At 74.2% G+C, this 18,581-nt stretch carries 17 protein-coding genes and 1 pseudogene; 8 read left to right on the top strand and 10 right to left on the bottom strand.

Annotation, left to right across the window (positions count from 1 at the left end; all coding sequences use genetic code 11):
* Positions 1 to 58: 58 nt before the first annotated feature.
* The 3 genes from AB0M18_RS06035 to AB0M18_RS06025 all read left to right on the top strand — a co-directional run bounded on the left by AB0M18_RS06035 (position 59) and on the right by AB0M18_RS06025 (position 2,632).
* The gene (locus AB0M18_RS06035) at positions 59 to 670 is read left to right on the top strand and encodes a hypothetical protein (protein WP_365755596.1); all 612 of its coding nucleotides are present in this window, start codon (positions 59 to 61) and stop codon (positions 668 to 670) included.
* Positions 670 to 1,428 (top strand): 3-keto-5-aminohexanoate cleavage protein, encoded by a 759-nt coding sequence (locus tag AB0M18_RS06030; RefSeq protein ID WP_365755871.1) that lies wholly within the window; start codon positions 670 to 672, stop codon positions 1,426 to 1,428. The genes AB0M18_RS06035 and AB0M18_RS06030 overlap by 1 nt, the downstream gene beginning before the upstream one ends.
* 130 nt (positions 1,429 to 1,558) lie before the next feature.
* Entirely contained in the window at positions 1,559 to 2,632 is a 1,074-nt protein-coding gene (locus tag AB0M18_RS06025; protein WP_365755595.1) for an RNA ligase (ATP), read from the top strand.
* 75 nt (positions 2,633 to 2,707) lie between these two features.
* On the opposite strand, the gene soxR is transcribed toward AB0M18_RS06025, so the two are convergent.
* Positions 2,708 to 3,181 carry a redox-sensitive transcriptional activator SoxR gene (gene soxR / locus AB0M18_RS06020; RefSeq protein ID WP_365755594.1) on the bottom strand — a complete coding sequence of 158 codons (474 nt, stop codon included), beginning with the start codon at positions 3,179 to 3,181 and terminating at the stop codon, positions 2,708 to 2,710.
* Positions 3,182 to 3,294: 113 nt separating this feature from the next.
* Between soxR and AB0M18_RS06015 the strand changes: the two genes are divergently transcribed.
* The gene (locus AB0M18_RS06015; RefSeq protein WP_365755592.1) at positions 3,295 to 3,756 is read left to right on the top strand and encodes a MaoC family dehydratase; all 462 of its coding nucleotides are present in this window, start codon (positions 3,295 to 3,297) and stop codon (positions 3,754 to 3,756) included.
* Positions 3,757 to 3,771: 15 nt separating this feature from the next.
* Here AB0M18_RS06015 and AB0M18_RS06010 read toward each other — a convergent pair whose 3' ends face one another.
* The 3 genes from AB0M18_RS06010 to AB0M18_RS06000 form a co-directional block, all read right to left on the bottom strand.
* Positions 3,772 to 4,413 (bottom strand): TetR/AcrR family transcriptional regulator, encoded by a 642-nt coding sequence (locus tag AB0M18_RS06010; protein ID WP_365755591.1) that lies wholly within the window; start codon positions 4,411 to 4,413, stop codon positions 3,772 to 3,774.
* 84 nt (positions 4,414 to 4,497) lie between these two features.
* Positions 4,498 to 4,785, bottom strand: a complete 288-nt coding sequence (locus AB0M18_RS06005) for a YiaA/YiaB family inner membrane protein (protein ID WP_365755590.1) — start codon at positions 4,783 to 4,785, stop codon at positions 4,498 to 4,500.
* A 71-nt stretch (positions 4,786 to 4,856) separates the two neighbouring features.
* Positions 4,857 to 6,005 (bottom strand): acyl-CoA dehydrogenase family protein, encoded by a 1,149-nt coding sequence (locus AB0M18_RS06000; RefSeq protein WP_365755589.1) that lies wholly within the window; start codon positions 6,003 to 6,005, stop codon positions 4,857 to 4,859.
* Positions 6,006 to 6,094: 89 nt separating this feature from the next.
* Here AB0M18_RS06000 and AB0M18_RS05995 point away from each other — a divergent pair, with 89 nt between their 5' ends.
* The 4 genes from AB0M18_RS05995 (at position 6,095) to AB0M18_RS05980 (ending at position 9,874) form a co-directional block, all read left to right on the top strand.
* Complete coding sequence (locus tag AB0M18_RS05995) at positions 6,095 to 6,781, top strand: TetR/AcrR family transcriptional regulator (RefSeq protein ID WP_365755870.1); 687 nt, start codon at positions 6,095 to 6,097, stop codon at positions 6,779 to 6,781.
* Positions 6,748 to 8,082, top strand: coding sequence for a HEAT repeat domain-containing protein (locus tag AB0M18_RS05990; protein ID WP_365755588.1), 1,335 nt, complete (start codon positions 6,748 to 6,750; stop codon positions 8,080 to 8,082). Before AB0M18_RS05995 ends, AB0M18_RS05990 begins: the two co-directional genes overlap by 34 nt.
* An 18-nt stretch (positions 8,083 to 8,100) precedes the next feature.
* Positions 8,101 to 8,799 carry a winged helix-turn-helix domain-containing protein gene (locus AB0M18_RS05985; RefSeq protein ID WP_365755587.1) on the top strand — a complete coding sequence of 233 codons (699 nt, stop codon included), beginning with the start codon at positions 8,101 to 8,103 and terminating at the stop codon, positions 8,797 to 8,799.
* A gap of 121 nt (positions 8,800 to 8,920) precedes the next feature.
* A complete protein-coding gene (locus AB0M18_RS05980) occupies positions 8,921 to 9,874 on the top strand; it encodes a DMT family transporter (protein ID WP_365755586.1) in 954 nt (317 codons plus the stop codon).
* An 8-nt stretch (positions 9,875 to 9,882) separates the two neighbouring features.
* Here AB0M18_RS05980 and AB0M18_RS05975 read toward each other — a convergent pair whose 3' ends face one another.
* The 6 genes and pseudogenes from AB0M18_RS05975 to AB0M18_RS05950 form a co-directional block, all read right to left on the bottom strand.
* Positions 9,883 to 10,962: a Zn-dependent alcohol dehydrogenase gene (locus tag AB0M18_RS05975; protein ID WP_365755585.1), complete on the bottom strand. Its 1,080-nt coding sequence runs from the start codon at positions 10,960 to 10,962 to the stop codon at positions 9,883 to 9,885.
* A 55-nt stretch (positions 10,963 to 11,017) separates the two neighbouring features.
* Positions 11,018 to 12,409, bottom strand: coding sequence for an aldehyde dehydrogenase family protein (locus AB0M18_RS05970; protein WP_365755584.1), 1,392 nt, complete (start codon positions 12,407 to 12,409; stop codon positions 11,018 to 11,020).
* A 629-nt stretch (positions 12,410 to 13,038) separates the two neighbouring features.
* The gene (locus tag AB0M18_RS05965) at positions 13,039 to 13,860 is read right to left on the bottom strand and encodes a class F sortase (protein WP_365755583.1); all 822 of its coding nucleotides are present in this window, start codon (positions 13,858 to 13,860) and stop codon (positions 13,039 to 13,041) included.
* A complete protein-coding gene (locus tag AB0M18_RS05960) occupies positions 13,847 to 14,494 on the bottom strand; it encodes a hypothetical protein (RefSeq protein ID WP_365755582.1) in 648 nt (215 codons plus the stop codon). Before AB0M18_RS05960 ends, AB0M18_RS05965 begins: the two co-directional genes overlap by 14 nt.
* 166 nt (positions 14,495 to 14,660) lie before the next feature.
* On the bottom strand, positions 14,661 to 16,091 hold the full coding sequence (locus tag AB0M18_RS05955) for a citrate:proton symporter (protein ID WP_365755581.1): 1,431 nt from the start codon (positions 16,089 to 16,091) through the stop codon (positions 14,661 to 14,663).
* 121 nt (positions 16,092 to 16,212) lie between these two features.
* Positions 16,213 to 18,425 (bottom strand): annotated as a pseudogene (locus AB0M18_RS05950) (molybdopterin oxidoreductase family protein).
* Positions 18,426 to 18,581: the final 156 nt, after the last annotated feature.

Here is an 18,581-nt window from a genome sequence, read left to right as displayed (position 1 = left end):
GCGGCTCTCGTTCGTCCCTCTCATATCGCCGGAGTGCTAGCGACGGAGGTGGCAGACGATGGCCGGGTTCCGGAGTCTCGCGAGACAGGTGCGCGACCCAGGGTGCGACACGGCGCTGCGGCGCTATTCGCTGCGCAAGTGTCTGGAGCGGTTCGCGCCCTACGGTCACCGGGCGACCTGGGACCATCTGTGCCGCCGGCACGGCTTCGGTCCCGAGGACCGGGAGGCCGATCCGAGCCGGCTGGTGGCCGCGCTCGACGAGCTGGAGGAGGCGCGGACGGTCTGGCTCGCGTACGAGGAGGAGTTCGCCGCGCGGCGGCGCCGCGAGAAGCACGGCGGACTGCGCAGGCCGGGCGGGCTCGACGAGTGGCACCGCAGGATCTGGGGCGGCAACGGGGTGGCCCGCTGCGACGACCCGGCGCACCACCCCGCCGAGCCGCTGCCCGAGGTGGTGGGGCGCCTGGTGGCCGCGCTGCGGCGCGGCCCCGGCGAGCAGTGCCCGGTGTGCGCGGGGCCGCGCATCGAGTGGCGCGGCGGGCCGGCGGACGAGCCGTGGTTCGGTCCGGCCTGTGAGGACTGCGGGGTGCTGATACCGCGGGCGGTGCTGACGCCCCGGGCCCTCGCCCGGACCCGCGGCGCTGTTCCGGCCCGGCTCGCGTCGGTGGCGTGATGCTCCAGGTGTGCCTCAACGGCCGCCGCGGGCCCGGGGATTCGGCGGCGGTTCCGGTGGTTCCCGGGGCGCTGGCCGAGGCCGCCGCCGCGGCCGTGGCGGCGGGCGCCGAGGACGTGCATGTGCACCCGAGGACGCCGTGCGGGAGCGACACCCTCTCGCCGCGGGTGCTCGCCGAGACGCTGACCGCGATCCGCGCGGTGGTGGACGTGCCGGTGGGCGTGACGACCGGGGCGTGGGCGGAGCCCGACCCGGTGCGCCGGCTGGCCCGGGTGCGGTCGTGGACGGTGCTGCCCGACCACGCCTCGGTGAACTGGCACGAGCCGGGCGCCGAGTCCCTCGCCGCGGCGCTGCTCGACCGGGGCGTCGCCGTCGAGGCGGGCCTGTGGTCGGGCACCGACGGCCCGGCCCGGTTCCTGCGCTCGTCCTTGGCGCCGCGCGTGCTGCGGGTGCTGGCCGAGGTGACGGACCCCTCGCCGGACACGGCCGAGGACACCGCGCGCGCCCTGCTCGCAACGCTCGCGCCACTCGCCCGCTCCCCGCACGCCCGGCCGGTGCTGCTGCACGGCGAGGACGGCTCGGCCTGGCCGGTCCTTCGGCTGGCCCTGAGTCTCGGCCTGGACACCCGGATCGGCCTGGAGGACACCCTGTTGCTCCCGGACGGCACCCCGGCCGTCTCCAACACCCGGCTGGTGGCGGCTGCGCTCGCCGGGTCCGCCGAGCCCGGCGCATCCGCCCCGGAGACGGTGTCGGCGTAGCCGGCCGCCCACCGGGCGAAGAGGGGGACGCTACCAGGCGACAATCCGTTCGCCCAGGGGAATTCGGACCGGGCACAGTGGGCGGCGATGACCACGCCACCCGATTCCCCGAAACGACCGGAGTTCTGACATGTCGACGCTGCGCGTCACCGCCGAGACCCTGACCGTCCACGAGCATCCCAACGCCGACGCCCTCGAACTCGCGCAGGTCGGCCTCTACCGGGCGGTGGTCGCCAAGGGCAGCTACCGGACGGGCGACGTGGCGGTCTACATCCCCGAACAGGCGGTGCTTCCCGCGCCGTTGGTCGAGGAGCTGGGGCTGACCGGACGGCTGGCGGGCAAGGCCTCGGACCGGGTGAAGGCGGTGCGGCTGCGCGGCGAGCTGTCCCAGGGACTCGTGTGCCGGCCGAAGGCGCTCGACGGGGTGGACCTGGAGCGGGCGGCGAAGGACGGCACGGACTTCGCGGAGCTGCTCGGGATCGTCAAGTGGGCGCCGCCGGTGCCGCCGACCATGAGCGGGGAGGTGGAGTCGGCTCCGGACCTGCTGCCCTGGGTCGAGATCGAGAACCTGCACCGGTTCCCGGACGTCTTCACTCCGGGCGAGCCGGTGGTCCTCACCGAGAAGCTGCACGGCACGGCCTGCCTCGTCACCTATCTCGCCGGGGAGGACCGGACCCTGGTCTCCTCCAAGGGCTTCGGCTCGAAGGGCCTGGCGCTGAAGGAGGACCCGCGCAACCTGTACTGGCGCGCGGTGCACGGCCACGGTCTGTCCGCCGTCGCGGCGCGGCTCGCGGCACGCCTCGGGGCCTCCCGGGTGGGCCTGTTCGGCGAGGTGTACGGGGCGGGGGTGCAGGACCTGGCGTACGGGGCGAACGCGCGCGCCGAGGACGGCGTCGGCTTCGCGCTGTTCGACCTGGCGGCCGAGGTGGACGGGCGGGTGCGCTGGCTGGACCCGGCCGAGGTCCTGGAGCCGGGCGAGCTGCCCCTCGTACCGCGGCTGCACACCGGCCCGTACGACCTGGACACCGTCCTCGCCCTGGCGAGCGGCCGGGAGACGGTCTCCGGGCGCGAACTGCATCTGCGCGAGGGCGTGGTGATCCGGCCGGTGACCGAGCGGCACAGCCCGGTGGTCGGCGGGCGTGCCATCGCGAAGGCGGTCAGCCCGGCGTACCTGACCCGCAAGGGCGGCACCGAGTACGAGTGACGCCGGAGTGATGCCGGCCGCGCGGCCGTAAGGACCGAGCGGGGCCCGCCCACGGGGGTGGTGGGCCCCGCTCTCTCACGTCTCCTGCGCGTCCCGGCGCTCCGGCATCAGGCGGGAGCCGGTGAGCCGCTCGCCGAAGACGTCGTCGGGGTTGGACAGGACGCAGGTCTCCAGGGACAGACAGCCGCAGCCGATGCAGTCGGTGAGGTGGTCCCGGAGCCGGCCGAGCTGTGTGATCCGCTCGTCGAGCTCGGCCCGCCAGTCCGCCGAGAGCCGCGCCCAGTCCTCCCGGGTGGGGGTGCGCCCCTCGGGCAGCCGGGCGAGCGCGTCGCGGACGGTGGCGAGCGGGATGCCGACCCGCTGCGCGGCCCGGATGAAGGCGACCCGGCGCAGGATGTCCCGTGCGTAGCGGCGCTGGTTGCCGCTGGTGCGGCGGCTGCCGATCAGGCCCTTCGCCTCGTAGAAGTGGAGGGCGGAGACGGCCGCGCCGCTGCGCGCGGACAGCTGGCCGACGGTGAGTTCGTGGATCTTCTCGGGAATCTGCGGCACCCGTCCGAGCCTACGTGAGGCCGGTCCGTTGACAGGAGCCGCCGACTCCCACAACATGCTAAGCAGTCGCTTAGAGACATGCACGAGTGCTGGCATCAGAGAGGGAGCGGAACATGGCCGAGCCGAGGATCTTCACCTCCGCCGAGGAACTGCGCGCCGGGGTCGGCGAGCAGCTGGGACACAGCGACTGGCTGGAGATCGAGCAGAAGCGGATCGACCAGTTCGCCGACGCCACCGGTGACCACCAGTGGATCCACGTCGACCCGGAGCGCGCCGCCGGCGGCCCGTTCGGGAGGACCATCGCGCACGGCTATCTGACCCTGTCGCTGCTGCCCACCCTGGTGCCGCAGATCATGCGGGTCGAGGGCATGAGGATGGGCCTCAACTACGGTACGAACAAGGTGCGTTTCCCCGCCCCGGTGCCGGTGGGCTCGCGGCTGCGGGCCACCGCCGTGCTCACCGACGTGACGGAGGCCGGCGGCGGCGTGCAGGTGACGGCGACGGTGACCGTGGAGCGCGAGGGCGGCGACAAGCCGGTCTGCGTCGCGGAGTCGGTCTCGCGCTACTACTTCTGAACCGGCGGACAGGCCCTAACCCTGCGGCGCCGGCGCCTGGGCGCCGACCATCCTGAGCACGAGGCCGGCGTAGAGCGCGCCGACCTCGTCGGCCGTGTGCCGGCCCTGGGTGTTGAACCAGCGCGAGACGTCGATGCAGAGCGACAGGATCGCGACCGCGGTGCCGGCCACGTCGGCCACGTCGAACTCCCCGGCGGCCACGCCCTCGTCGATGATCCGCCGCACGGTGGCGTCCGACTCGCGGCGCAGCGCCACGATCTCGGTGCGGTGCTCGGGGCCGAGGGCGTCGAGCTCGTACTGCACGACCCGCGCGGTGGTGTGCCGCTCGGCGTGCCAGCGGACGAAGGACCGTACGGCGTCGGCGAGCCGCTCGGCGGCGGTGCCGGGGCCGTCGGCGGCCGCCCGCAGGATCTCCAGGGCCTTGTCGTGGCCGATCCGGCTGATCCGGTGGAGCAGCTCTTCCTTGGTCTTGTAGTGGATGTAGAGCGCGGCCGGGCTCATGCCGGCCCGGCCCGCGATGTCCCGGGTCGTGGTGGCGTGGTAGCCGCGCTCGGCGAACGCCTCGACGGCCGCGACCAGCAGGCGCCGGGCGGCCTCGGGCGTGACCTCGCCCCACGGCATGTCCTCGCCGCCGGGCGTCTCCTCCGCCACGCTCATCGCACGCTCCTCCTCGGGCCGTCAGGGACGAACACCATACAACGAAGCTGAGCAAGCGCTTAGGGGTCGGAGCTCGGGCCGCCGTCAGAGCTTCTGGAACGGGTCGTGCTCGGCGAGCAGCTTCTCCAGGCGGGCCTGGTCGACCCTGCTGACGATCTGGCCCGCCTCCTGCCGGTCGCGGACGACCTTGGCGAGGGTGAAGGCGGAGGTGGTCAGGTAGAGGACGGAGATGGCGAGGAAGGCCCGCACCCAGGCGCTGGCGTCGAGCTGGTAGACGCCGATGGCCACGGCGGCCAGGGCGAGGCCGAAGGAGATGACGGCCTGCGCGTGGTAGGCGGCGGTGTTCTGTTGCTTGACCGGTGTGTCGCTCATGCCGGACAGCATCGGGCGGATGTGGCCCGCGCCACATCCGCCCGCGTACTCACGCACTCGGTCCCCCGTACTCAGAAGGCGGAGACTCCGGTGAGCGCGCGTCCGATGATGAGCTTCTGGATCTGGCTGGTGCCCTCGTAGAGGGTCATCACGCGGGCGTCGCGGAGCAGTTTGCCGACCGGGTACTCGTCGATGTAGCCGTAGCCGCCGAAGACCTGGAGGGCGTTGTTCGCCGAGCGGACGGCGGCCTCGGAGGCGTACAGCTTGGCCTTGGAGGCGGCGGTGGCGAAGTCCCGGCCGCGGTCGACGAGGTCGGCGACCCGCCAGGTCAGCAGCCGGGCGGCGTCGACGTCCACGGCGATGTCGCTGATCAGCTCCTGCACCAGCTGGTACGAGGCGATGGGCTTGCCGAACTGCTCGCGCTCCCCGGCGTAGCGGACGGCCGCGTCGAGGGCGGCCTGCGCGATGCCGACGCAGCCGGCGGCGACCGACATCCGGCCCTTGGCGAGGGCGGACATGGCGACGGAGAAGCCCTTGCCCTCGGGGCCGAGCAGGGCGCTCGCCGGGACGCGGACGCCCTCCAGGACGAGTTCGGCGGTGGCCTGGCCGCGCAGGCCGAGCTTGCCGTGGACGGGGCGGCGGGTGAGGCCGGGGGTGTCGGCGGGGACGAGGAAGGCGGAGACGCCGCGGTGCCCGGGGCCGCCGGTGCGGGCGAAGAGCAGCACCACGTCGGCCCACGTGCCGTTGGTGATGAACATCTTGGTGCCGTCGATGACGTACGTGTCGCCGTCGCGGACCGCGCGGGTGGCGAGGTTGCCCGCGTCGGAGCCGGTGCCGGGCTCGGTGAGGCCGAAGCAGCCGACGGCCTCGCCGGAGGCGAGCCGGGGCAGCCAGGCGCGCTTCTGCTCCTCGTCGCCCCAGGCGGCGACGGTCTTGGCGACCAGGCCGAGCGAGACGGAGACGATGCCGCGGACCGAGGAGTCGCCGCGGCCCAGTTCCTCGGTGACCAGGCAGTAGGCGAGGTGGTCGCCGCCGGAGCCGCCGTACTCCTCGGGGATCGTCAGGCCGAGGAAGCCGACGGCGCCGAGCTTCTTCACGATGCCCCGGTCGACCTCCTCGGCCCGGTCCCAGGCGACGGCGTGCGGGGCGACCTCGCGGGCGACGAAGTCCTCGGCGAGCCGGCGTACGGCCTCCTGCTCCTCGCTGAGCTCCAGATTCACGGCGTCACCCCATCGGTCCGGGCCGGGGCCGGTCGCGGCCGGTCGCCCCAGTTTAATTACCACTGCTAGTTTTCTTGACCCCGCCTACTATGTGCGCCATGGCCCGACCGCGCAAGCCCCTGCTCAGCCGAGACCGCATCGTCGCGACAGCGGGCACGCTCGTGGACGCGGAGGGCCTGGCCGCCCTCTCCACCCGGCGGCTCGCGGCCGAACTGGGCGTCAGCGGCCCGTCGCTCTACAACCACTTCCGCACCAAGGACGAGATCCTGGACGCCGTCGCGGACGCGGTCAGCGCGAAGGTCGATCTGTCGATGTTCGCGCCGGACGATCCGCGCGACTGGCGCACCGCGCTGCACGACTGGGCGGTCTCCTACCGCGCGGCCCTGACCGACCACCCGAACCTGGTGCCGCTGCTCGCCCAGGGCCCGGGCCGCCGCCCGGCCGGCCTCAAGGTCGCGGACGCGGTCTTCGGCGCGATGGTCCGCGCCGGCTGGCCGCCCGCCCAGGCCACCCGTATCGGCGCCCTCATGCGCTACTTCATCACCGGCTCCGCGCTCGGCTCCTTCGCCCGCGGCTTCGTCGAGGACGAGGACGCCTACGACCCCGCCGACTACCCTCACCTGGGACAGGCCCACCTGCTCGCGGAGCGCCGCGAACAGGTCGACGAGGGGGCGTTCGAGACGGGGCTGCGGGCCCTGCTCGACGGGCTGGCGATGCAGTACGACGCGGGGGTACGGGAGACGTGGACCGGACAGGACCCGACGGACGGCTCGTAGCGGCGGTACGGGCGGGGGACGCGGAGGAGGTCCGGCGGCTCCTCGACGCGGGCGCCGGCCCGGACACGGCGGGCGAGGACGGACTGCCGGTGCTGTGCGCGGCGATCACGGCGTACGACGCGGAGGTCGCCGGGGAGCTCGCGGAGGGCGGCGCCGACCCGCACCGGGTGCTCCCGGACGGCTCGACCCCGCTGCTGCGGGCCATCGAGGGCGGTTCGCCCGCGGTCGTCTCGGCGACGCTGGCCCACGACCCCGGCCCGCGGCTGCGCGGACCCGCCGCGGACCGGGCCCTGGCCGCCGCGCGGAGCTGGTACGAACGGAGCAGTTCGGCGACCGGAGAGCGGACCCGGGTACCGGACGACGAGGTCAAGTACGTCGACGAACTCGTCCTGGACGGACGCACGGTACGGGCCGGGCACGGCGCGATCCTCACCGAGCTGGAGTGGGGGCTGCGCATGCTCACGCCCGTCGAGGAGCTGGCGGACCGCGCGGCGAGGTATGCGGACGAGGAGCACGTCGACTGGTGGAGCTCCGTGTGGACGCTCGCCGCGCGGCGACGCAGCAAGGAGACCTGGACCGCGGTCGCGGCCCTGCGGCATCACCCCGACCCCGCGCACCGGCGCTTCGCGGCGGACGTGCTGCGGTGCACGACGCAGTTCCGGGGCAGCGGCATGCACGCGTACGACAAGGAGACCAACGCGCTCTTCGCGCTGTGGGCGACGGAGGAGAAGGACGGCCGGGTGCTCGGCGACGTGCTGCGCGCGTGGTACGCCGAACACGAGCACCCGGACATGGTGGCGGCCGGCCTGCGGTACACCGGCCACCCCGACGCGAACGTCCGCGCGGCGGTGCCGGACTGCCTCGACGGAACACCGCTCGACCCGGAGGCGCGGGCGGCGCTCCTCGGGCTCGTCCGGGACGCGGACGCAGGGGTGCGCGGCGCCGCGGCCGCGGTCCTCGGCGGGCACCTCGACGGCTCGCCGGACGTCCGCGAGGCGCTGGTCCGCCTGGCCGGTGACCCTGACGACGGGGTGCGATGGCCGGCCGCGGAGCGCCTCGCCGAGGGCGACGACCACGCGCCGGAGGTGGCCGACGCGCTCGCCGCACTCGCGGGCGAGGAGCGCCGGCTGGTACGGATCATCGCCGCGTACGGTCTGATGCGGCACGACGACCCGCGCGCCCCCGACGCCTACGCCCGCATCGGGCCGCTGGAGGCGGGGTACGAGATCGACCACCGCTGGTGCGCCCTGGGGTGGTGGGACCGGGAGCGGCGGAACGGTTCGGCCCGCGCCGAAGAGTGACTGCGGCATGCTGGGGCCATGGCTCCCAGAGACCTCGCGGCGCTGGCCTCCCTGTTCGCCGACGAGACGCGCGCCGCCTTCCTGCTCGCCCTGCTCGACGGGCGGGCCTGGACCGCCGGGGAGCTGGCCCGGCAGGCGAGGGTGGCGCCGTCCACGGCCAGTGAGCACCTGGGCAAGCTGGTCGCGGGCGGGGTGCTCGCCGAGGAACGGCAGGGGCGGCACCGGTACGTCCGGCTCGCCGATCCGGGGATCGCGCATCTCGTCGAGGACCTGGCCGCCCGCGCCGAACCGGCCGTGTCCGCGGCACCGCGTGGGCTCCGGGCGGTGAGCGCCGGGCAGGCGATGGCGCGGGGGCGCACCTGTTACGACCATCTGGCCGGGCGGCTCGGGATCGCGATCGCCGAGGCGATGACCGCGCGCGGACTGCTGCGCCAGGACACCGGCTTCGCACTCACCGACGCCGGGCTCGCCTGGTTCGCGGGCCTGGGCCTGCCCCTCGTACCGGGCCGGGGACGGCGGCCGGTCGCGCGCGGCTGTCTCGACTGGACCGAACGCAAGCCGCACCTGGCCGGCCTCGCGGGCGCGGCGCTGTGCCGGCACGCGCTGGACGCCGGCTGGTGCGTACGGATCGGGTCCGAGCGCGCGGTGAAGGTGACCGCGGCCGGGGAGCGGGCGCTGCACACGGCGCTCGGCATCGAGCCGGCGGAGCTGCGGTGAGGCCCGGGCGCGCCGGGGGGGGCAGGGGCCGGGCGGCGGGCGGCGGGCGGCGGGCGGCGGGTGGCGGGCGGCGGGCGATATTGCGGTGAACGCCGAAGGGTTCACGGCCTACGGTCCTCCCATGCCGAACTCCTCATCCGCTCCCGGCCGCACCTCGCGGCTCGCGCTCGCCGCCGCGGCCGTCACCGTCCTCCTGTGGGCCTCCGCCTTCGTCTCCATCCGCAGTGCCGGGGCCGCCTACTCCCCCGGCGCCCTCGCGCTCGGCCGGCTGCTCGCCGGTTCGCTCGTCCTCGGTGCCGTGCTCCTGGTCCGGCGGGAGGGGCTGCCGCCCCGGGCCGCGTGGCGCGGGATCGCGGTGTCGGGGCTGCTGTGGTTCGGCGTGTACATGGTGGTGCTCAACTGGGGTGAGCAGGAGGTCGACGCGGGCACGGCGGCGATGGTCGTGAACATCGGGCCGATCCTGATCGCGCTGCTCGGTGCGAAGGTGCTCGGCGAGGCGCTGCCGCCGCGGCTGCTCGCGGGCATGGCGGTGTCCTTCGCGGGCGCGGTCGCGGTGGGCCTGTCGATGTCCGCCGGTTCGGGCGGCGGGCACGCCTCGGTGCTCGGGGTGCTGCTGTGTCTGCTCGCGGCGGTGGCGTACGCGGGCGGGGTGGTGGCGCAGAAGCCGGCGCTGGCGCACGGCAGTGCGCTGCAGGTGACGACCTTCGGGTGTCTGGTCGGCACGGTGGCCTGTCTGCCGTTCGCGGGGCAGCTGGTCGCCGAGGCGGGCCGGGCCCCGATCTCGGCGACCCTCAACATGGTCTATCTCGGGGTCTTCCCGACCGCCCTCGCCTTCACCACCTGGGCCTATGCCCTGGCGCGCACCACGGCGGGCCGGATGGGCGCGACGACGTACGCCGTGCCGGCCCTGGTGGTCCTGATGGCCTGGGCGCTCCTCGGCGAACTGCCGGGGCTGCTCACGCTCGGCGGCGGCGCCCTGTGCCTGGCGGGCGTGGCGGTGTCCCGGTCCCGGCCTCGGGCGGGGGCGCGGCCGCAGGGCGTCGAGCGATCCGCGACCGGGACCGTGCGGCGTTAGCGGCGGCGTCAGAAGACGACGAGGGCGCGGCCGCCCTTGCCGGCGAGCATGTTGTCGAAGGCTCCGGGGATGCCCTCCAGGGTGATCCGGTCGGTGACCAGGGCGCTCAGGTCGAGGCGGCCGGCCCGGATGTGCTCGGCGAGCACGGGCAGGTCCTCGGCGGGGTTGGAGTTGCCGTAGACGCAGCCGGCGAGGGTGCGGCCCCAGTGGAAGATCTCCAGGGCGTTGAAGGTGACCTGCTGGTCCTTGCCGCCGATGCCGACGACCGTGGTGCGGCCGCCGCGCCGGGTGGACTCCCATGCGGTACGGATGGTGGCGGCGCGGCCGACGCACTCGACGGCCACGTCGGCGCCGTGTCCTCCGGTCAGCGCGCGGATCTCCTTGGCGGTGGTGTCGGAGGCGACGACGTAGTCGGTGGCGCCGGCGGTCCGGGCCAGCGCCTCCTTCTCGGGCGAGACGTCGACGGCGACGATCGTGGCGGCCCCGGCGATCCGCGCGGCCTGAAGGGTGGCGAGGCCGACGCCGCCGACGCCGAAGACGGCGACGGTCTCGCCGGCCCGGACCCGGGCCGAGTGGTGGATGGCGCCCCAGCCGGTGAGGACGGCGCAGCCGAGCAGGGCGGCATCGGTGAGCGGCACGCCGTCGGGCACGGGCAGCACGCAGCCGGCGGCCACGACGGTCTCCTCGGCGAAGGCGGCGACGTTGAGCCCGGGGTGGAGCTCGGTGCCGTCCTCGGTGCGGGCGTACACGTTCGCGGCGCCGGCCAGCGCGTTGGTGCACAGCCACACCTCGCCGAGGGTGCAGGGGTGGCAGCTGCCGCAGGACGGCGCCCAGTTGAGGACGACGCCGTCGCCGGGGGCGACATGGGTGACGCCCTCGCCGACGGAGACGACGGTGCCGGCACCCTCGTGGCCGAGGACGGCGGGCACGGGCACCCGCATGGTGCCGTTGGACAGCGACAGGTCGGAGTGGCACACCCCGGCGGCGGCGAGCCGGACCCGGACCTGGCCGGGGCCGGGCTCGGGCAGTTCGATGCCGGTGATCTCCAGGGCGGAGCCGACGGCGGGCAGGACGGCGGCGCGGATCACGCTGGTGTCTCCTCGGTTTCCCGGTACGTGGGGCGGCGGTGGGGGGTCTTGGGGCCTAGAACTGCAGGGACTTGGTCTGGAGGTACTCGGCGAGCCCGTGCGCGCCGAGTTCGCGGCCGACGCCGGACTGCTTCCAGCCGCCGAACGGGGCCAGCGGGTTGAAGCGGCCGCCGTTGATGTCGACCTGGCCGGTCTCCATGCGGCGGGCGAAGGCGACGGCCTCGGCCTGCTCGCCCCAGACGGCGCCGGCGAGCCCGTAGACGGTGCCGTTGGCGATGGCCAGGGCGTCGGCCTCGTCCTCGTAGCGGATGATCGAGAGGACCGGGCCGAAGATCTCCTCCTGGGCGATGGTCATCTCGGGGGTGACGTCGGCGAAGACGGTCGGGGTGACGTAGTAGCCGGTGTCGTGCGGGGCTTCGGTGCCGCCGGCGACGAGCCGGGCGCCCTCGGCGAGGCCCTTCTCGATGTAGCCGCGGACCCGGTCGCGCTGCTTGGCGTTGACGAGCGGGCCGACCCGCTCGCCGGGCACGTACTTGGCGACGGCCGCGGCGGCGAGGGCGACGGCCTCCTCGTACTGCTCGGTGTGGACCAGCATCCGGGTCCAGGCGCTGCAGGTCTGGCCGGAGTTGGACATGACGTTGGCGACGCCGACGGCGACGGCCTTGCCGAGGTCGGCGCTGGGCAGGATGACGTTGGCGGACTTGCCGCCGAGTTCGAGGGCGACCCGCTTGACGGCGCCGCCGGCGAGCGCGCCGATCTTCCTGCCGACGGCGGTGGAGCCGGTGAAGGAGACCAGGTCCACGCCGGGGTGCTCGGCGAGGGCCTGTCCGGCGACCGCGCCGAGGCCGGTGACCAGGTTGAACACACCGGCCGGGATCCCCGCCTCGTGCACGGCCTCGGCGAACAGCTGGGCGGTGAGCGGGGTGTCCTCGGCGGGCTTGAGGACGATCGCGCAGCCGGCGGCGAGGGCGGGGGCGACCTTGGCCACGATCTGGTGCAGCGGGTAGTTCCAGGGGGTGATCGCGGCGACCACGCCGACCGGCTCGGAGTAGACGGTGGAGTTGCCGACCTTCTCCTCGAAGGGGTGGGTGGCGGCGAGTTCGGCGTAGGAGCCGGCGACGGCGATCGGCAGCCCGGTGTGCACGGCGGCCGCGAGCTGCGGCGGGGCGCCGAGCTCGGTGGCGACGGTGGCGGCGATCTCCTCGGCGCGGGCGGTGAGGGCGTCGCGCAGCGCGGCGAGCCGGGTGGCCCGCTCGGCGGGCGGGGTGGCGGCCCATCCGGGGAAGGCGGCGCGGGCGGCACGTACTGCGGCGTCGACGTCCTCGGCGGTGCCGGCCGGGACATGGGCGACGACCTGCTCGGTCGCCGGGTCGGTCACGGGGATGGTCTCCGTGGAGGCGGCGGGGCGCCACTCCCCGCCGATGTACATCGCGTCGTGGGCCTTCATCCGCTGTCTCTCCTCGCCTGGGGCACGGGTGCCGGGTGCACGGGCACTCCAAACTAGCGCTGTTAGTTTTCTGGCGCCAGGCCCCTTCTCGCCGGTACGGACCGATCGTCGCCCGCGGCCGCCCGCCCTGTCCACGGCCCGCCCGGACAGCCCGGGCGTCCCCGAACTGGCGGTTTCCGCCTTGCCCGGCCCGCCCGCGCCCGCTGGATGCGGACGCGGGGGCACGAGGGTGCGGGCAGCGGGCGGATGTGCCGCGCGAGGGCGCGGGGGCGAGCCGCGGTCCCGAGGAGGAGGGGCGGGACCGGGCGTCCCGAGCGGCGGCGGGGCCGCTCGGCGGGGGGGGAGAGAGAGCAGTGACGCGTGCGGTCGGGACTCTGGCGATCGGGCACCAGCCGATCGGACGGTCCGCACGCGGCGGATGCGTGCTTCGTGCCGTGTCGTGTCCTGCTCCTCGGCCATCGTGCGCTCCCGGCGGAGGGGAACGGAAGGGCCTGGCGAGTTCTCGCCACGCACGACGCCCGCCGCCCCCGGCTGACCGGGAGCGACGGGCGTACAGGACCTGGCGCCACAGGCGGAAGACGGCGCGGGCGGAGCCGGTGGGAGCGGGCCGCCCGCCGGACCGGACCGGGTCAGATCTGCCGGTCGACGTCCGTGAGATGGGCGAAGACCACGATGTTGGACGCGTAGCCCGCCTTGCGGTCGAAGGCTCCGCCGCAGGTGATCAGGCGCAGTTCGGGGCGCTTGGCGGCGCCGTACACCTCCTCGTCGGGGAAGGCCGACTTGGCGTACGTACGGACCCGGTCGACGGTGAAGACGGCGACGCGGCCGTCGGCACGCGCGACCCGGACGGTGTTGCCGGGGTCGAGCGAGTCGAGGTTGAGGAAGATCGCCGGGCCGGTGCGGGTGTCGCGGTGGCCGACGACGACGGCGGTGCCGCGCTCGCCCGGGGTGACGCCGTTGGCGTACCAGCCGACGACCCGGGGGTTGTCGACGGGCGGGGTGGCGAGGCTCCCGCCGGCTTCCAGTCCGAGGCCGACGACGGGCGCCTCGATGGTGATCGCGGGGACGGCGAGGGTGGTGGGGCGGGAGCGGGCCAGGGGGGCGGGCGGCGGCTGGGGCTTCGCCGGGGCCTTGGCCGCGGGCTTGTGCCCGGCCCCGCCCGACACGCCGCGCGCTCCGTTCGCTCCGTCGGCGCCGGCCTTGGCCACCGCCGACGGGGCGCCGTGCGCGGCGGGTCCCGCGGCGAGGGCGGAGCCGCCCGGTTCCTCGTCACCGGCCCACCAGACGGCGCCGACGACGAGGGTGAGGGTCACGGCGACGGTGCGGGCGAGCCGGTAGAGCCGGCGCTGCCGCCGGGTGGTGCGCCCGCGCCGGGCGGCCCCGCGCGGACGGGCCGTGGCCCGGCCGCCAGGGGCCGCTGCACGCGGGGGGACGGACCTACGCGGCGCCATCGTTGCGACGGCGGGAACGGCGGATGAGGATCAGGCCGGCGGTGCCGGCGAGTCCCGCCGCGACGGCCGAGGCGACGCCGAAGCCCGAGTCGTCGGCCGTGGTCGTGGTGTCGGCCGCACCGCCGCCGCCCGCCCCGACCGGACCGTGCGGTGGCTTGTGACCGTGGCCGCCGCCGGGCCCGCCGTTCCCGTTGCCGCCGTTGCCGTTACCCCCGTTGCCGTTCGGGCAGTCGACCTTGAAGACCTTGTGCTTGCCCGCGCCCTGCTCACCCACGAAGGTCCAGTCGAGCTTGTACATCCCCTCGGGCAGCGTGAGGTTCTCGGTCCGCTTGTGCCCGTTGGCGTCCGTGATGAGAGAGCCGCTGAGGTGCGGGTCCTCGGCCTTGGGCGGCTGCGGGGCGATCGTCCAGCTGACCTGCTGGTTGCTGTCGAAGTTGAAGGCGTCGAGATAGAACTTGCAGACCTTCGGGTCGTCGCGCTGGTCGAACTCCCCGGTGTTCGAGTCGTGGACCTTCACGTCGCCGTTGTCACCGGGGACGGCGTACGCGGCGGGCGCGGCGACCAGGGCGGCGGAGCCGAGGGCGAGCGCGGTGACGGCGGCGGACAGCAGGGGACGGAGCGCCGGAGCGGTCATGCGTGGTTCCTCCAGTCGTACAGATCTCGGAATTCGTGTGCCGATAATCTGACTATTGGTCACAACATGGCTACGAAGGGTGGCACCGTGCCGTGCCACCCTCCGACTTCCACCCGTCCGGCCCTAGGTGCCGCCCCCGGACCGCAGGCGTCTTTCCGATCAGGGCCTAGATGATCCCGAAGAGAATGCCCGCGGCGAGCACCACCAGCGAGGTCAGCGCGGCCCACTTCACGGTGAACCGGGTGTGGTCGCCGAACTCCACCTTCGCCATGCCGACGAGCACATAGACCGCGGGAACCAGCGGGCTGGACATGTGCAGCGCCTGGCCGACCAGGGAGGCGCGGGCGATCTCCAGCGGGGACACCCCGTGCGCCGCGCCGGCCTCGGCGAGCACCGGCACCACGCCGAAGTAGAAGCCGTCGTTGGACATGAAGTAGGTGAGCGGGATGCTCAGCAGGCCGGTGACCAGGGCCATGTGCGGGCCCATGCCCTCGGGGACGGCGCCGACGAGCCAGTCCGCCATGTGCTTGACCATGCCGGTGCCGGCGAGCACTCCGGTGAAGACGGCGGCGGCGAAGACCATTCCGGCGACGTTGAGGACGTTGTCGGCGTGGGCGGCGATCCGGGCCCTCTGCTCGGCCATGTTCGGGTAGTTGACGGTGAGCGCGAGCGCGGCGCCGAGCAGGAACAGCACCGGGATCGGCAGCAGCTCCATGATCATCGCGACCAGCAGGACGGCGGTCAGCGCGGCGTTGAACCAGTACAGCTTGGGGCGCAGGGTCGCGCGGTGCGGGTCGAGCCCCTGGAAGCCGCCTTCGCCGCCCCCGGACTCGCCGCCCTCGCCCCGGGCGCCCCCGGCCGCACCGGCCGCCGCGCCCGCCTTCGTACCCGCCTTCGCGTCTCCGTCTCCGTCTCCGCTGCCGCCGCCCGCCGCGACCAGGACCGTCTCGGAGTCGCGGACCAGCACCTCGTCCAGGCTGAGGTAGCCGATGCGCTTGCGCTCGCGGCGGCCGAGGACGTACGCGAGGGCGAAGACGAAGAGCAGTCCGACGCCGAGCGCGGGGATCATCGGGACGAAGATGTCGCCGGCGTCCAGCTTGAGCGCGGTGGCGGCGCGGGCGGTGGGGCCGCCCCAGGGAAGGGTGTTCATGACGCCGTTGGCGGTGGCGGCGACTCCCGTCATGACGACCAGACTCATGCCGAGCCGCTTGTAGAGCGGGTACATCGCCGAGACCGTGATCATGAAGGTGGTCGAGCCGTCGCCGTCCAGCGAGACGATCGCGGCGAGCACCGCCGTACCGACGACCACGCGCACGGGGTCGGCCTTGCAGAAGCGCAGAATGCCGCGGACGATCGGGTCGAAGAGACCGACGTCGATCATCACGCCGAAGTAGACGATCGCGAACATCAGCATCGCGGCCGTGGGCGCCAGCTTGCCGACTCCGTCGATGACGTAGTCGCCCAGCTGGGCGCCTTGCCCCACGGCGACGCAGAACAACGCGGGAATGAGCACGAGCGCCGCGATCGGCGACATCTTCTTCAGCATGATCAGGACCAGGAAGGTCGCGATCATGGCGAAGCCGAGGACGGTCAGCATGGGAGGACACCTCACGTTCACCCTTGAACTCCCGCCAGAGCGGCGGTGCGGATGACGGTAGGTGCGGCCTTCCCGCGTTAACAAGACGTTGACGTGTGAGCAATACGAGCAAAACCCCAGGTCACAGGCCAGGTGTGGCGACGGGGCTCACCTGGACGGGGAAGCCGTTGAGGACGGCGGTGCCGGAGAGCGGGTCGAGCAGGGAGCCGTCGAGCAGCTGGTTGACGTTGACCCCGGGGCGTCCGGCGGCCACGCCGAGCCGGGTGCCGGGGCGGTCGTGGCCCCAGCCGTGCGGCAGGCTGACCGCGCCGGGGCGGACCGCCTCGGTGATCTCCACCTCGGCCGTCAGCTCGCCGCCGTCCCCCTTGACGCGGGCGGGGGCGCCGTCGGCCAGGCCGAGCCGTTCGGCGTCCCGGGGGTGCACCTGGAGGGTGCAGCGGTTCGAACCGCCGTTGAGGGACGGAATGTTGTGCAGCCAGCTGTTGTTGGAGCGCAGGTGGCGCCGTCCGACGAGCCGGACGGAGTCCGGCTCCGGTACGTCGTCCAGGGCGGCGCGCAGCCGCGGCAGATCGGCGGCGATCGGCGCGGGAAGCAGTTCGATCCGTCCGCTGCGGGTCTTGAGGAGTCCGGCAGCCGGGGCTTCAGCGGGCCGAGGTCGAAGCCGTGCGGGGCCTGCAGGAGGTCCTCGAGGATGAGGTCGTACGGGCCGAGCCGGAGCATCAGGTCGAGCCGCCGTTCCGGGCCGGCGCGGCCCGCGAGGAGTCGCGCCTGTTCCTTCGGGTCGGCGCCGTAGAGCGGCGAGTGCTCCTGCGTCACGGCCTTGGCCAGGGTGCGGTCGATCGCGAGGTCGTCGACGGCGGACGGCGGTGCGCCGTGCATTCCGGAGACGGCGAGGATCAGCCGGGCGTGGATCTCGCATTCGTCCATCCGCCCCTCCTCCAGCGGGAGGGCGGGCGGCGAGTAGCGCGCCTGGTTGCGGACGGCGAAGCCGTTGAAGGCGAAGTCGAAGTGCGCGCTGCGCGAGGGCGGCGGCGGGGGCAGGACGACGTCGGCGTGCCGGGTGGTCTCGTTGAGGTACGGGTCGACGGCCACCATGAAGTCGAGGGAACCCAGGGCGGCGTCGAGGCGGTCGCCGTCGGGGGCGGACAGGACGGGGTTGGCGGCGATGGTGACGACCGCCCTCACCCGGCCCTCACCCGGCGTGTCGATCTCCTCGGCGAGGGCGGCGAGCGGGAGTTCGCCCTTGGCCTCGGGGTGGCCGGAGACCCGGCTCTTCCAGCGGCCGAGGGTGAAGCCCCTGCCGGGACCGGCCGGGCGGGGTGCGGGGGCGGTCGCGGAGAGCGGGAAGAGCGCGCCGCCGGGGCGGTCGAGGTTGCCGGTGAGGACGTTGAGGACGTCGACGAGCCAGTTGCCGAGGGTGCCGAACGCGACGGTGGAGGAGCCCATCCGGCCGTATACGGCGGCGGCCGGCGCGGCGGCGAGTTCGCGCGCGGTGGTACGGATGGTGTCCGCGTCCAGGTCGCAGGCGGCGGCGACGGCCTCGGGGCTGAAGTCCCGTACCGCGTCCCGTACTTCCTCGACCCCTGCCACGTGCTCGGCGAGCGGACCGAGGTTCACCAGGTCCTCGGCGAAGAGGGTGTGGGCGAGGGCGGCGAGGAAGAGGGCGTCGGCGCCGGGGCGGATGGCGAGGTGCCGGTCGGCGAGGCGGGCGGTGCGGGTGCGCCGCGGGTCGACGACGGTGAGGGTGCCGCCGCGCCGCCGCAGGGCCTTGAGCCGGCCGGGGAAGTCGGGGGCGGTGCACAGACTGCCGTTGGAGTCCAGGGGGTTGGCGCCGAGCATCAGGAGGTGGTCGGTGCGGTCAAGGTCGGGTACGGGGACGGCGAAGGCGTCGCCGAACAGCAGTCCGCTGGAGACGTGCTTGGGCATCTGGTCGAGCGTGGAGGCGGTGTAGAGGTTGCGGGTGCCCAGGGCACCGATGAGCAGCGGCGGGTAGAGGGCACCCGCCATGGTGTGCACGTTGGGGTTGCCGAGGACGAGGGCGACGGTGTTCGGTCCGTGCTCCTCGACCAGCGGACGGATGCGGGCGGCGATCAGGTCGAAGGCCTCGGTCCAGTCGGCCTCGCGCAGTACGCCGTTCTCGCGGATCAGCGGGCGGACGAACCGGTCGGGGTCGGCGTCGACCTCGGGGAACGCGGCGCCCTTGGGGCAGATGAAGCCCTGGCTGAAGATGTCGTCGCGGTCGCCGCGGGCGCCGGTGACCCGGCCGGCGTCGAGGGTGAGGGTCAGCCCGCAGGTCGCTTCGCACAGGGGGCAGATGCGCAGGGCGGTGGACATGGCGGTCTCCCTGGGGCGGCAGCGGCGGACGCGGCGGGGTGCGGTGAGGCGCGGTGCGGTGACGCGCCGGCCGGCGCGCCGTCACACCGGCAGGCCGCGAGCATACCGACCGGTAGGGAGGTTCGACAGGCCCCTGTACCGACCGGGTGTACCGAC

The organism is Streptomyces sp. NPDC051909 (assembly GCF_040681095.1).
Taxonomy (GTDB): Bacteria; Actinomycetota; Actinomycetes; order Streptomycetales; family Streptomycetaceae; genus Streptomyces.
This window is presented reverse-complemented; position numbering and strand designations above follow the sequence as displayed.